This is a genomic window from Rudaea sp., from assembly GCF_036383415.1.
In the GTDB taxonomy this organism is placed as follows: Bacteria; Pseudomonadota; Gammaproteobacteria; order Xanthomonadales; family Rhodanobacteraceae; genus Rudaea.
In genome coordinates, this window is sequence record NZ_DASVOK010000085.1 from 1 (window position 1) to 13,570 (window position 13,570).

The 13,570-nt window shown below is 64.9% G+C and carries 13 protein-coding genes; 11 read left to right on the forward strand and 2 right to left on the reverse strand.

Annotation, left to right across the window (positions count from 1 at the left end; all coding sequences use genetic code 11):
* Positions 1–61: 61 nt before the first annotated feature.
* Together VF497_RS02960 and VF497_RS02965 are read left to right on the forward strand one after the other, a co-directional pair.
* Positions 62–538 (forward strand): SDR family NAD(P)-dependent oxidoreductase, encoded by a 477-nt coding sequence (locus VF497_RS02960; protein WP_330886127.1) that lies wholly within the window; start codon positions 62–64, stop codon positions 536–538.
* Positions 539–546: 8 nt separating this feature from the next.
* A complete protein-coding gene (locus VF497_RS02965; protein WP_330886106.1) occupies positions 547–1,560 on the forward strand; it encodes an AraC family transcriptional regulator in 1,014 nt (337 codons plus the stop codon).
* Positions 1,561–1,579: 19 nt separating this feature from the next.
* Here the strand turns inward: VF497_RS02965 and VF497_RS02970 are convergent, their stop codons facing one another.
* On the reverse strand, positions 1,580–2,734 hold the full coding sequence (locus tag VF497_RS02970; protein WP_330886108.1) for an alpha-hydroxy acid oxidase: 1,155 nt from the start codon (positions 2,732–2,734) through the stop codon (positions 1,580–1,582).
* Between the two features lie 38 nt (positions 2,735–2,772).
* Positions 2,773–3,873, reverse strand: coding sequence for a substrate-binding domain-containing protein (locus VF497_RS02975; RefSeq protein ID WP_330886110.1), 1,101 nt, complete (start codon positions 3,871–3,873; stop codon positions 2,773–2,775).
* Positions 3,874–4,025: 152 nt separating this feature from the next.
* Between VF497_RS02975 and VF497_RS02980 the strand changes: the two genes are divergently transcribed.
* The 9 genes from VF497_RS02980 to VF497_RS03020 all read left to right on the forward strand — a co-directional run.
* A complete protein-coding gene (locus VF497_RS02980) occupies positions 4,026–5,669 on the forward strand; it encodes an OFA family MFS transporter (RefSeq protein ID WP_330886112.1) in 1,644 nt (547 codons plus the stop codon).
* Positions 5,670–5,739: 70 nt separating this feature from the next.
* Entirely contained in the window at positions 5,740–6,270 is a 531-nt protein-coding gene (locus tag VF497_RS02985) for a formate dehydrogenase subunit gamma (protein ID WP_330886114.1), read from the forward strand.
* On the forward strand, positions 6,267–7,829 hold the full coding sequence (locus VF497_RS02990) for a formate dehydrogenase beta subunit (RefSeq protein WP_330886116.1): 1,563 nt from the start codon (positions 6,267–6,269) through the stop codon (positions 7,827–7,829). Before VF497_RS02985 ends, VF497_RS02990 begins: the two co-directional genes overlap by 4 nt.
* Positions 7,830–7,883: 54 nt before the next feature.
* Complete coding sequence (gene fdhF, locus VF497_RS02995; RefSeq protein WP_330886118.1) at positions 7,884–10,766, forward strand: formate dehydrogenase subunit alpha; 2,883 nt, start codon at positions 7,884–7,886, stop codon at positions 10,764–10,766.
* A 26-nt stretch (positions 10,767–10,792) separates the two neighbouring features.
* Positions 10,793–11,665 (forward strand): formate dehydrogenase accessory sulfurtransferase FdhD, encoded by an 873-nt coding sequence (gene fdhD / locus VF497_RS03000; RefSeq protein WP_330886129.1) that lies wholly within the window; start codon positions 10,793–10,795, stop codon positions 11,663–11,665.
* On the forward strand, positions 11,634–12,062 hold the full coding sequence (locus VF497_RS03005; protein ID WP_343230772.1) for a nuclear transport factor 2 family protein: 429 nt from the start codon (positions 11,634–11,636) through the stop codon (positions 12,060–12,062). The genes fdhD and VF497_RS03005 overlap by 32 nt, the downstream gene beginning before the upstream one ends.
* The gene (locus VF497_RS03010; protein WP_330886122.1) at positions 12,059–12,319 is read left to right on the forward strand and encodes a formate dehydrogenase subunit delta; all 261 of its coding nucleotides are present in this window, start codon (positions 12,059–12,061) and stop codon (positions 12,317–12,319) included. The genes VF497_RS03005 and VF497_RS03010 overlap by 4 nt, the downstream gene beginning before the upstream one ends.
* 44 nt (positions 12,320–12,363) lie before the next feature.
* On the forward strand, positions 12,364–13,002 hold the full coding sequence (locus tag VF497_RS03015; protein ID WP_330886123.1) for a Pr6Pr family membrane protein: 639 nt from the start codon (positions 12,364–12,366) through the stop codon (positions 13,000–13,002).
* An 87-nt stretch (positions 13,003–13,089) separates the two neighbouring features.
* The coding region (locus tag VF497_RS03020; protein ID WP_330886125.1) for an RDD family protein at positions 13,090–13,570 on the forward strand (481 nt) is incomplete at its 3' end.

Genomic DNA, 13,570 nt, shown 5'->3' on the forward strand with positions numbered 1-13,570 from the left:
GGGCGCGCGCGATCCGGGCCGGCTTGTCGCGCTGGCGAAGTGTCACGGCGCACGCCTGCGCATCGTCGGACTCGATGTAACTGACGAAGCGAGCATCTACGCCGCGGTCGACGAGGCATTGACCGCCTTCGGCCGCATCGATGTCGTCGTCAATCCCGCCGTCCGAGCCAATAGTGCAGCAAATGGGGAAATGAACGACGCGGATTTGCGCGCGCGGTTCGAAACGGATTTCTTCGGCTCCGCCGCTGTGGCTCATGCGGTCTTGCCGGTCCTGCGCGAGCAGCGCGGCGGACGCTTCGTGCAGATCGTCGCGCACGACAACGATGCGGACAACGCCGCCGAGCGGGCTGCGCAAGCGGCGCTCACGAGTTATCTCGAAGCGTTGGGCAGCGAAGCTGCCTGCGACGGCGTCGACGTCGACATCGTCGAACCCGGAGCGATGCTGGCCGAGACGATAGGGCGCGCGACCGCGGACGCGTCGCGCACGAAACCGTCTGCCCGCGTGGTGCGATTGCCCGCGCGACCGGAGGCGGCATAGGACCAATCATGGGCGCCGATCTGATTCCGCTTTCCAAGGTTTCGCGCCTGCGCATGCGCGAGCTGGGCATCGACGAGGCACGCGTGCTGCGGCTTGCCGGCATCGCACCGGAGATCTATCGCTCGCCGCGGCCGCGTTTCAGCACACGCCAGTTTTTCGCGCTGTGGCAGGCGATCGGCGAAGCGAGCGACGATCCGGCGCTCGGCCTGCGCATGGGCGAGCACAAGTCCGCCGAACATGCCGAAGTGATCCTGCTCGTCGCGCTTTACTCGGCCAATTTCCACGAAGCGATGGAAAAGATCGCGCGCTACAAGCGCCTGGTTTGCCCCGAGGAGATCACGGTCGAATATCGCGGTGCCGAAGCGGTCGCGCACTATCGCTGGACCGCGGCGGAGAACCACGCGCCGTCTACGCTGACCGATGCGATGTTCGCGTCTGCGCTGAACCTCGTTCGTCGCGGTACCGGCAAGGCCGCGATCACGCCACGCCGCGTGGAATTCACCCGGCGCCGGCCGGAGGATGCGCACGCGACGATGTACGCGGACTACTTCGGCTGCCCCGTACACTTCGGTGCGGCACGTGATCTGCTCGTCTGGAACCTCGCGACGATGCACGAGCCGTTCCTGACCCACAACGAGGATCTGATCGACCTGCTGCTGCCTGGCCTCGAAGCGGCGTTGCGCGACTATGCCCGGGCGCAGTCGCTCGCCGAGCAGGTCGGCGCGATCCTCGGCCGCAGCATGCACGGCGAGCGGCCGAGCGTCGAATCGGTCGCCAAGCAACTGCACATCAGTCCGCGCACCTTGCAGCGCCGCCTGGCCGACGAGGGCACGAGCTACCAGCAGCAGCTCGATCTCGTGCGCCAGCAGACCGCACGCCACCTGCTCGTTTCGACCGAGCTCGAAGCCGGCGAAATCGCCTTCTTCCTCGGCTTCGAGGAGATCAATTCCTTCACCCGCGCCTTCCATCACTGGGAAGGCACGACGCCGAACCGCTGGCGCGAGACGGCAAAGGCGTCGTAGCCGCTCGCGCGAATGTCGGTCAGGCTGGGCGGAAGCGCAGGTTCGCGCGGCTCAGTTGCGCAATCGAAGTGCAGCCCATCAGCTTCATGTCGCGTTCGAGTTCGATGCGCATCAGTTCGAGCGCGCGTTCCACGCCGGCCTGGCCTGCAGCGGCCAGCGGGAAAAGATAGTAGCGGCCGAGGCCGACCGCCTTGGCGCCGAGCGACAGCGCCTTGAGCACGTGCGTGCCGCGCTGCACGCCGCCGTCGATCATCACGTCGAGGCGGTCGCCGACCGCATCGACGATCTCGGCGAGCTGGTCGAACGCCGTGCGTGAGCCGTCGAGCTGGCGGCCGCCGTGGTTCGACAGCACGATGCCAGTGCAGCCGATGTCGGCCGCGCGCTTCGCGTCGGCCACCGACATGATGCCTTTAAGGCAGAACTGGCCGCCCCATTCGCTCGCCATCTGCGCCACGTCGTCCCAGTTCATCGTCGGATCGAGCAAGTCGGTGAAGTATTTGCTGATCGACATCGCGCCGCCGCCCATGTCGACGTGCTCGTCGAGCTGCGGCAGCTTGAATCTTTCGTGGGTCACGTAGTTGATGCCCCATGCGGGCTTGAGCGCGAACTGGAGCATGCCGCCCAGGGTGAGCTTGAACGGAATCGAGAAGCCCGTGCGCTTGTCGCGCTCGCGGTTGCCGCCGGTAATCGAATCCACGGTCAGCATCATCACCTCGATGCCGGCAGCCTTGGCGCGATCCAGCATCGCGCGGTTGAGGCCGCGATCCTTGTGGAAGTAGAACTGGTAGCAAGCGGGCGCGCCGCCGCTAAGCTGGCGCGCTTCCTCCAGGCTCACCGTGCCGAGCGAGGAGACGCCGAACATCGTGCCGTAGCGGCCGGTCGCTGTCGCGACCGCGCGCTCGCCCTGATGATGAAACAAACGCTGCAGCGCAGTCGGCGAGCAGTACACCGGCAGCGCGAGTTTCTGCCCCATCACGGTTACCGAGAGGTCGACGTTCTCGACGCCGCGCAGCACGTTCGGCACCAGATCGCACTGCTCGAAACTCGCGGTATTGCGCCGATAGGTCACTTCGTCTTCGGCCGCGCCATCGATGTAGTTGAAGATCGGGCCGGGCAGCCTGTGCTGCGCCATGCGGCGGAAGTCGTGGAAGTTGTGGCAATCACGCAGGCGCATGCGAGGAGTCCCCGGTGGGCTTGGCCGAACGTCGCGGATTATTCCCGAGAATGCGCTTGCGCGTCGATGCGCAGCGCCGGAAACGCGTCGTGCAGGTCGAGCACGCGACCACAATGCTCGGCGTTGTAGCCGGGCAGGGCATTGGCGATCTTGCGGAATTCGTTGCTGCGCAGGATCGCGAGCACGCGGTCCAGCACCGGCGTTTCGTAGACGGCGCGCGGACAGAGGAAGAAGTAGCGCTCGTGCAGGATCGGGATGTAGTCGAGGCCGAATTGCTGCGCCGGCGTCTCCAGGCCGAAGCCTGCATCGGCCATGTTGCTTGCGATGAACGCGGCAACGGCGGCGTGGGTGAATTCGACGTTGTCGTAGCCGTGGATCGCGCTGCCGTCGATCTTCTCCCGGGCGAGCACGAGGTCGAGCAGCGCGCGCGTGGCCGAATCGTGCTGGCGGTTGACGAAGCGCACGCCGCGGCGGGTGAGGTCGCGCATGCGATGGATGTTCTTCGGATTGCCGCGCGCGACCATGATGCCCTGGCGGCGCGAGACCAGGTCGATGACGACGAAGTCGCCGTATTTCAGCAATGGCGCATACAGTTGCAGCATCGGCGCTTCGAATTCGCCGATCGGCACATGCAGCCCGGCCAGGTCGCAACTGTCGCGCACGAGCGAGGCGAGCACGTCCATGCTGCTGCGGTATTTGACGTCGGTGGCGATCTGGCGCCGATTCATGAAATGGTGCAGCGATTCGACCGCGAAGCCGTGCGTGGCATGGACGCGCAGGACGCGCTCACTCGGCACGAACGCGTGCTCGAACTCGACTTCGATCTCCGACGACAGGCTGTCGAGCAGCGGTGACAGGCGCGCGGCGATGCGCCTGTCGGCCCAGACGAGTTTTTCGCCGAGCGGGGTCAGGCTCGCACCGGTGCCGCGACGACTTTTGACGAGGCTGGCGCCAAGCGTTTTTTCGCCCTCGCGCAGCATGCCCCAAGCGTAACGGTAGGAGAGTCGCGCGCGTGCGCAGGCGCCGGCGAGGCTGCCGGTCTCGTGGATGTTCACGAGCAATTCGATCAGGCGCGACAACGCCGGCTCGCCGCTCGGCGCCTGCACCTGCCAATGCGGCTTGATCGTGACTTTGAACATCTACGCTGCTCCGCACAACAAATAGGCTTTTCAAAGCATATTCTGCCCCAGGGCACTCCGCTATGGTGCAAAAACGTGACAGGTGCCAATCGTGGCGAACGCGGACCTGATCCGTATCGACAAGCCACTAAAGTGGCGCAACGGGAGGGGAAATGGCTAGCGCAACAGACGCAATTCCGAGCAGTCCTTACAACCTGCTCGACAAGGAACACACCGTAGCCAGCGAAACCTACAACCGCTGGCTCATCATTCCGGCTGCGTTGTGCATACATTTGTGCATCGGCATGGCCTACGGTTTTTCGGTGTTCTGGCTGCCGATGAGCAAGCTGATTACCGATGCGGATCCGGCGGCATGCGCGAATCTCGGATTTCTCTCTGCGCTGACCACGACGACGTGCAACTGGACGGTGCCGCAAGTTACGGAGATTTTCGAAGTCTTCATCATCATGCTCGGCATCTCCGCCGCGATCTGGGGCGGCTGGCTCGAACATGTCGGCCCGCGTCGGGCCGGTTTTTACGCCGCACTGTGCTGGGGTGGCGGCCTGCTCGTCGCCGGCCTCGGCGTTTACGTTCACCAGCTCTGGATCGTCTATCTCGCCGCGATATTCGGCGGCGTCGGCCAAGGACTCGGCTACATCACCCCGGTATCGACGCTGATCAAATGGTTTCCCGATCGGCGTGGCATGGCGACCGGCTTCGCGATCATGGGTTATGGCGGTGGCGCCATGATCGGCGCTCCTCTGGCCGTCTGGCTGATGAAGCATTTCTCCGAGTCCGGTCCGCACAGCGTCGGGCCGACGCTGATCACGATGGGCGTCATCTATTTCATCGTCATGAGCATCGGCGCGTTCGGTTTCCGCGTCATCCCGAGCGGCTGGCGTCCCGCCGGTTGGGCGCCTCCGCCGGTCGACAAGGCGCATGCGATGATCACGCGCGGCCACGTGCATTTGAATATGGCGTGGAAGACGCCGCAGTTCTGGTTGCTGTGGACGGTGCTGTTCCTCAACGTGACGGCGGGCATCGCCGTGCTCTCGATGGCCAGTCCGATGTTCCAGGACATCTTCGGCGCGAAGCTGCTCGGCGGTACCGGTGGCGGCACGCTCAGCGCCGAACAGAAGGCGGCGATCGTCGCGGCCGCAGCGGGTCTGGTCGGACTCATCAGCATGTTCAACAGCCTCGGCCGCCTCGGCTGGGCGTCGCTGTCCGACAAGATCGGCCGCAAGATGACCTACGTCGTCTTCTTCGTGCTCGGCATCGTCTTGTACTGCTCGCTGCCGACGTTCGGTCACCTGGGTCTGGCTGCGCCTTTCGTTCTGGCGGTCTGCATCATCCTGTCGATGTATGGCGGCGGCTTTGCGACCGTTCCGGCGTATCTCGCCGACCTGTTCGGTACGCAGATGGTCGGTGCGATCCACGGTCGCCTGCTGACAGCGTGGTCGGCGGCGGGTCTGGTTGGCCCCGTGGTCATCGCGGAACTGCGAGAAATCCAGCTGCGCGCCGGCGTGCCGAAGGATCTCGTCTATGACCGCACGCTCTACATCATGGCCGGCCTTCTGTTGTGCGGGTTGATCGCCAATCTTCTGATCCGCCCGGTGCGCCAATCGGCCTTCATGACTGACGAGGAACTGGCCAAGGAGAAGGCGCTTGCGCACGAAAGCACGGTCAGTGCCGGCGCCGAGACGGCCGCGCGCGGCGAGTTCGGCATTCGTGGCGTGCTTGCATGGCTGGGAATCGGGATTCCGTTCCTGATCGGCGTATGGATCGCGTTGTCGAAGGCCGCAGTATTGTTCTTCTAGTTGAGATGAAGTTGCCGCAACGGCCGCAGGGCGGCGGCCCGGAATGCAATATTGATCGCAAGGCGAGCTTATGAAGCCAGCAAAAATCAACGTGGTCGTCGACGGCGCGAAGCGCAGTGTCGCGGATATGCCGGTGCCGATGCGCGACGCGGTGAAGCGCGCGATCGAGGCGAACCGGACCCGACCCGGTGCGCTGCTGCCGATCCTGCATGCCGTGCAGGATGCGCTCGGTTACGTGCCGCCGGAATCGCTCGCGTTGATTGCGCGCGAGCTGAACCTCACGCGCGCGGAAGTGCATGGCGTGGTCACGTTCTACCACCACTTCCGCAGCGCGCCGCCCGGGCGCGTGGTCGTGCAGATCTGCCGCGCCGAGGCCTGTCAGGCGCTCGGCGCGCGCGCGCTCGAGGCGCATGCGAAGAAGATGCTTGGCATCGATTTCCACGAAACGACGGGCGACGGCGCGATCACGCTCGAACCGGTGTACTGCCTCGGCAACTGCGGCTGCGGGCCGTCGCTGCTGATCGGCGACGACGAGTTGCATGCGCGCGTGACACCGGCCGTGTTCGACGAGTTGGTGAAGACGGCGAGGGTGGCCACATGAGTGCGGTGAAGATATTCGTGCCGCGCGACGCGACCGCATTGGCGTTGGGTGCCGAGGCGACCGCGCGCGCGATTGTCGACGAGGCGAAGAAGCGCGGCGTCGAAATCGAGCTCGTGCGCAACGGTTCGCGCGGCATGTTCTGGCTCGAGCCGCTGGTTGAAGTGGCAACGTCGAATGGCCGCATCGCATATGGCCCGGTCAAAGCGGGCGATGTGGCCGCGCTGTTCGACGCGGACTTTCTCCACGGCGGCACACATGCGCTGCGCATCGGCGCGGTCGAGGATCAGCCCTGGTTCAAGAGCCAGAACCGCCTCTGTTTCGCGCGCGTCGGCATCACCGATCCGCTCAGCGTAGACGACTACGTTGCGCACGGCGGCTACGCCGGCTTGCGCAACGCGCTGCCGATGGCCGGCGCCGACATCGTCAAGGCGGTCACCGATTCGGGTCTGCGCGGCCGCGGCGGTGCCGCGTTTCCGACCGGCATCAAGTGGCGGACTGTATTGGACGCGCCGAACGGCGCGTCTGCCGTGCTCGGCGTCCAGGCCGAGCAGAAATACATCGTCTGCAACGCCGACGAAGGCGACTCGGGCACGTTCTCCGACCGCATGCTCATGGAAGGCGATCCGTTGTGCCTCGTCGAAGGCATGGCGATTGCCGGCGTTGCTGTCGGGGCGACGCAGGGCTACATCTATCTGCGCAGCGAATACCCGCATGCGTATCGTGCGCTGAACGCGGCGATCGCGAATGCCTATGCCGCCGGCTGGCTCGGCAAGAACATCCGCGGCAGCGAGGTGAGCTTCGATCTCGAAGTGCGCCTCGGTGCCGGCGCCTACATCTGCGGCGAGGAAACATCCTTGCTCGACAGCCTCGAAGGCAAGCGCGGCCAGGTGCGCTTCAAGCCGCCGCTGCCGGCGATCAAGGGCCTGTTCGGCAAGCCGACCGTGATCAACAACGTGATCTCGTTCGCCTCGGTGCCGATCATTCTGGAGAAGGGCGCCGAGTTCTATCGCGACTACGGTGTCGGCCGCTCACGCGGCACGCTGCCGATCCAGCTTGCCGGGAACCTCAAGCGCACCGGACTGGTCGAAAAAGCATTCGGCGTGACCTTGCGCGAATTGCTTTACGACTACGGCGGTGGCTCGTTGAGCGGCCGCCCGATCCGCGCGGTGCAGGTCGGCGGTCCACTCGGAGCCTATATGCCCGAATCGCAATTCGACACCGTGCTCGACTACGAAGCCTTCGCCGCGGTCGGCGCGATGCTTGGCCACGGCGGCATCGTCGCCTTCGACGACACCGTCGACATGCTTGAGCAGGCGCGCTACGCGATGGAATTCTGCGCGGCGGAATCCTGCGGCAAGTGCACGCCGTGCCGGATCGGCTCGACGCGCGGCGTGGAGTTGATCGATCGCATCCGCGCGAACATCGAGCGTGACAAGAATCTCGCGACGCTCGACGACCTGTGCAACACGATGCGGTTCGGTTCATTGTGCGCGCTCGGCGGGTTGACGCCCGATCCGGTGGTCAGCGCGTTGAAACATTTTGCGGAAGATTTTGTTTGATAATTTTGCTCGCCATTCCGGCTTCGCTGGAATTACGGAAGCTTGGAGGAAATCATGCTATCCATCGTCGAACTCGATTTCGGTACGCCCAAGTCCAAGGCCACGCAACAGGTGACGCTGACGATCGACGGGCGTGAAGTCAGCGTGCCGGCAGGCACCTCGGTACTGCGCGCGGCGAGCGAGGCGGGCATCCAGATTCCCAAGCTCTGCGCGACCGAACTGCTCGATGCGTTCGGCTCGTGCCGGCTCTGCCTCGTGCAGATCGATGGCATGCGCGGCTATCCGGCCTCGTGCACGACGCCAGTTGCCGCGGGCATGAAGGTGACGACGCAGAACGCGAAGCTCGCCGACATCCGTCGCGGTGTCATGGAACTGTACATCTCCGACCATCCGCTCGACTGCCTGACGTGCCCGGCGAACGGCCATTGCGAACTGCAGGACATGGCCGGCGCGGTCGGTCTGCGCGAGGTGCGTTACGGTTACGAAGAGGGCGCGAATCACGTCTACAAGAAAAAGGACGGAGTTGCGAATCCATTGTTCGCAGCGAAGGATGAATCGAATCCGTACTTCACCTTCGATCCGTCCAAGTGCATCGTCTGCTCGCGCTGCGTGCGCGCCTGCGACGAACAGCAGGGCACGCTCGCGCTGACCATCCAGGGGCGCGGCTTCGATTCCAAGGTTGCTGCGAGCCAGAACGTCGACTTCATGGATTCCGAATGTGTCTCCTGTGGTGCCTGCGTGCAGGCCTGCCCGACCGCAACGCTGAGCGAAAAGTCGCTGATTGCCAAGGGCCAGGCCGAACACAGCGTGACCACGACCTGTGCCTACTGCGGCGTCGGCTGCTCGTTCCGTGCCGAGATGCGCGGCGAGGAGGTCGTGCGCATGGTGCCGAACAAAGACGGTCGCGCGAACCACGGCCACTCCTGCGTCAAGGGCCGCTTCGCGATCGGTTATGCGACGCACAAGGATCGCATTCTCAAGCCGATGATCCGCGCGAAGATTTCCGATCCGTGGCGCGAGGTGTCGTGGGAGGAGGCGATCAACCACGCCGCGTCCGAGTTCAAACGCATCCAGGCGAAGTACGGCCGCGATGCGATCGGCGGCATCACTTCATCGCGCTGCACGAATGAGGAAACCTATCTCGTGCAGAAACTCGTGCGCGCCGGTTTCGGCAACAACAACGTCGACACCTGCGCGCGCGTCTGCCACTCACCGACCGGCTACGGCCTGAAGCAGACGCTCGGCGAATCGGCCGGCACGCAGGATTTCGACTCGGTCATGCAGGCCGATGTCATCGTGGTCATCGGTGCAAATCCGACCGACGGCCATCCGGTATTTGCATCGCAGATGAAGCGGCGCCTGCGCCAGGGTGCGAAGCTCATCGTCGCCGATCCGCGCCAGATTGACGTGGTGCGCTCGCCGCACATCCAGGCCGACTATCACCTGAAGCTCAAACCCGGCACCAACGTCGCGCTGGTGACCGCGCTCGCGCACGTCATCGCGACCGAAGGCCTGATCGACGAGACCTTCGTGCGCGCGCGCTGCGAAATCGATGCGTTCGAGAAGTGGCGTACCTTCGTCAGCGAGTCGCGTCAATCGCCCGAGGCGACGGAAAGCATCACCGGCGTGCCAGCCGCGCTCGTGCGCGGCGCAGCGCGCCTGTACGCGAAGGCCGGCAACGGCGCGATCTACTACGGCCTCGGCGTGACCGAGCACTCGCAGGGATCGACCACGGTCATGGGTATCGCCAACCTCGCGATGGCGACCGGCAACATCGGCCGCGAAGGCGTTGGCGTCAACCCGTTGCGCGGCCAGAACAACGTGCAGGGCTCGTGCGACATGGGTTCGTTCCCGCATGAGTTCCCTGGTTACCGCCACGTCAGCGACGACGCGACGCGCACGCTGTTCGAGAAGAGCTGGGGCGTGCATCTGCACGACGAGCCGGGCCTGCGCATCCCGAACATGTTCGAGGCAGCGCTCGACGGCGAGTTCAAGGGCTTGTACATCGAAGGCGAGGACATCGCCCAGTCCGACCCGAACACACAGCACGTGACCGCGTCGCTCACGGCTATGGAATGCGTCATCGTGCAGGATCTGTTCCTCAACGAGACGGCGAAATTCGCGCACGTGTTTCTGCCCGGCTCGACCTTCCTCGAGAAGGACGGCACGTTCACGAATGCCGAGCGCCGCATCTCGCTCGTGCGCCAGGTCATGCGGCCGAAGAACGGCTATGCCGACTGGGAAATCACCCAGTTGCTGTCGAACGCGATGGGTTATGCCATGAACTACGCGCACCCGTCCGAGATCATGGACGAAATCGCGCGCCTGACGCCGACGTTCCACGGCGTCAGCTTCAAGAAGATCGACGAACTCGGCAGCATCCAGTGGCCGTGCAACGAACAGGCGCCACTTGGCACGCCGACGATGCACGTGCACGAATTCGTGCGCGGCAAAGGCCGCTTCATGCTGACCGAATACGTGCCGACCGCGGAAAAGGTCAATGCGAAATATCCGTTGATCCTGACCACGGGCCGCATCCTCAGCCAGTACAACGTCGGCGCACAGACGCGGCGCACGCCGAACAGCATGTGGCACAGCGAGGATCGCCTCGAACTGCATCCGCAGGACGCCGAGGATCGCGGCATTGCCGAGGGCGACTGGGTCGGCATCGAGAGCCGCGCCGGCCAGACCGTGTTGCGTGCGACGATCAGCGAGCGCATGCAGCCTGGCGTGGTCTACACGACATTCCATTTCCCGTTCTCGGGGGCGAACGTGATCACGACCGACAACTCCGACTGGGCGACGAACTGCCCCGAGTACAAGGTCACCGCGGTGCAGATCACGCGCGTGAACCAGCCGTCGGACTGGCAGGAACGCTATCGCGCCTTCAGCGAGAAGCAGCAGGAACTCTTGCAGGAAGCGGTGGCGGCAAAGTGATGCACTGAATGGCTATGGTGCCCAAAATTCCGGATCCGGCCGCACTGCCGCGCGGCGCCGTCGCGCGCGAGGTCGAGCGCCATCGCGACGGCGGCGTCGCACGCGTGCGCGACGCAGTCGCTGAGGAGATGCCGATCGCCTTCGTCTACAACGATCGCCCGCATGCGGTGATGATGGCGACGCCATCCGATCTCGAGGACTTCGCGCTCGGCTTCAGCCTGAGCGAGGCGATCATCGACGACGCCGCGCAGTTCGGCGAAGTCGAAGTCGTCGAGGCGCTGGCCGGCATCGAACTGCGCATCGCGATTGCCGAGGAGAAGGCGGCCAAGCTCGAAGACCGCGTGCGCGAACTGACCGGTCGCACCGGCTGCGGACTCTGCGGTGCGCAGACCCTCGACGCGGCCGTGCGCCATCCGCCCGCGGTGGCCGCCGCGCCCGACGTGAGCGAGACGGCATTGCAGCGCGCGCTGGCCGAGATGCAGGCGTTACAGGTCGTCACTGTCGCGACCGGCGCCGCGCACGCCGCGGCCTGGGCCGATCTCGACGGGCACATCGTGCTGCTGCGCGAGGACGTCGGCCGCCACAACGCGCTCGACAAGCTCATCGGTGCGATGCAGCGTGCCGGCATCGATCCGCGCTCGGGCTTTCTCATCGTCACCAGCCGCGCGAGCTACGAGCTCGTGATGAAGGCGGCGACGGTCGGCATCGGCTTTCTCGCCGCGGTTTCGGCGCCGACCGCGCTCGCGATCGCGCTGGCCAAGGAAACGAACCTCAGCCTGATCGGTTTCGCGCGCGCCGACGGCTGCGTCGTCTACGCGCATGGCGAACGCTTCATCGCCGACACATCAACAACTGCAGGAGTCCGACGTGGAAAGCCGCCCGCCGTTGCCGCCGTTTGACGAAGACTCCGCACGCAGGAAAGTGCAGGCGGCCGAAGACGCGTGGAACTCGCGCGATCCCGAACGCGTCTCGCTTGCCTACACACCGGATTCGGAATGGCGCAACCGCAGCGAGTTCTTTTCCGGTCGCGCCGCGATCGTCGAATTCCTCACGCGCAAGTGGCAGCGCGAACTCGACTACCGCCTGCGCAAGGAATTGTGGGCGTTCACCGATAATCGCATCGGCGTGCGTTTCGAATACGAATTCCACGACGATGCGGGGCAGTGGTATCGCGCCTACGGCAACGAGATGTGGGAGTTCGCGCCGAACGGCCTGATGCAGCGGCGCTACGCCAGCATCAACGACCTGCCGATCGCCGAACACGAACGCAAATTCCGCTGGGAGCGCAAGGCATGAGCGATACGGAGCACTATCACCACGATCCCGTGGCGCAACTGGTCAAGATGGCCAACGACATCGCCGACTATTTCCGCTCCGAACCGGACCGCGAGATCGCGATCGCTGGCATGGTCAGTCACATCACGCGTTTCTGGGAACCGCGCATGCGCAAGAAGATGCTCGCGTATTTCGCAGAGAACAAGGGCGAGGGACTCAACGAACTGGCCGCGGCGGCCGTCGCCCGGCTGGCGGAGCGGCAACGCACCGCGGCGTGAACGCATCGGCGGCTATCGCGGCCGGCGTCGCGTAGAATCCCGCCATGCCGACGTTTCCTCGCAACGACGCCAAGCTCTGGTATGCGCGCATCGCGGCGGCGGTTGCGTGGGCTGCGCTGCTGCTGCAGCTCTGGCTTTCGATCGAACTTGCGCACACGAACGGGCGTGGTACGTGGCACGGCGTCTGGACGTATTTCTCCTTTTTCACGATCCTGACCAACCTGCTCGCCGCAGCGGCGTTGGCTGCGGCGGCGTTGCGCCGATCCGCGAGCGCCCTGGTTTCGCCCGGCATCGTGACCGGCATCGCCGCGAGCATCGTTCTCGTCGGCATCGCCTACAACCTGCTGTTGCGCAACACCTGGAATCCGCAGGGCCTGCAACTGCTCGCTGACGTGCTGCTGCACGACATTGATCCGCTGCTGTTCCTCGGCTGGTGGTGGCTGGCCGCGTCGACGCAGCCGTTGCGCTACGCGGAAATCATTCGCTGGGCCGGGTATCCGGTTGCGTATTTCGCCTACGCGATGGCGCGCGGCGCGCTCGACGGGTTTTATCCGTATCCGTTCATCGACGTGCCGACGCTGGGCGTGGGGCGAGTGGTCGTCAATGCGCTGGCGATCCTGATCGCGTTTGCCGCGATCGCCGCACTGCTCGTCGCGATCGCACGGAGCAGGGCGCGACGCTGAGAGGTTGCCGGCACAGGGCCTTTGCGACGATTGTCCGCTCCCGGCAGGACAGGTTAAAGTGCCGACCGGACCTGGGGGAGAACTTGCATGACGCAACAACCGCCGCCGCTGCCGCCCGTCAATCCCTATGCCGCGCCGACTGCGCGCGTATCGGATATCGTCGATGACCAGGAGTTCGTGCTCGCCGACCGCGGCACCCGCTTGGGTGCGGTGATCATCGACGGCATGTTGTTCGGCGTCCTCGCCATGATCATGGTCTTTGGTTTCCTTGGAGCATCGGGTGCTCTCTCCACACTTGGCGGCCGCGCTGGTGTCAGTGGCGAGCCGAGTACTGCGGGCCTGATCGTCGGCGGTATCGCGGCCATCGCCCTGATCGCGCTCACCGTGATCAATTTCGTCTGGTTGCACCAGACCGGCCAATCCGTGGCCAAGCGCTGGCTCAAGATTCGCATCGTGCGCAGTGACGGCAGCCGTTGCGGGCTGACCCGGGTCATTTTCCTGCGCGTGCTGCCGCTTGCGTTTGCCGCGGGACTGCTGAATCTGCTGCCGCCGCTTGGTTCACTTCTGC